This window comes from Shigella sp. FC1567, from assembly GCF_001743015.1.
GTDB lineage: Bacteria > Pseudomonadota > Gammaproteobacteria > Enterobacterales > Enterobacteriaceae > Escherichia > Escherichia coli.
Window position 1 is genome coordinate 1 of record NZ_MIIV01000427.1, and the last position, 352, is coordinate 352.

At 49.1% G+C, this 352-nt stretch carries 1 protein-coding gene and 1 pseudogene; one reads left to right on the forward strand and one right to left on the reverse strand.

The features are described from left to right. On the forward strand, positions 1 to 69 hold a 69-nt coding region (locus BHE85_RS27765; protein ID WP_242412329.1), incomplete at its 5' end, for a hypothetical protein. 17 nt (positions 70 to 86) lie between these two features. Here the strand turns inward: BHE85_RS27765 and BHE85_RS19200 are convergent. After that, positions 87 to 254: pseudogene (locus BHE85_RS19200) on the reverse strand (IS3 family transposase); the annotation flags it as partial. Positions 255 to 352: the final 98 nt, after the last annotated feature.

Sequence of the window (352 nt, forward strand, 5' to 3'; positions counted from 1 at the left end):
AGACGACGCTGCGACGTTCTGTTCGCCATGATGCGCGACGGGACTTTTTATACCCCGCAGGGGTCATAACATGCTTGACAACTTAATAGGGGCACCCCCTCATGCCTGAGCATCGCATGCAGGCGACGATAGCCATAACACTGGTAATTACTGTTAAAGATATCTGTCAGCATCTTACGTATCGTGGCGTATTTATCACCGGCTTTCAGTGCAGCCCGGTGATAAAAATAACTGCTACGGGCAAGGCCCAGAACTGAGGTGTACTGGCAATAGCGGACACCACCATTTGTTCTTTTTCTAAGCAGTCATCTGATAATATTTTATCCTGAAGGCTGCCGGGGAGATATTCCCC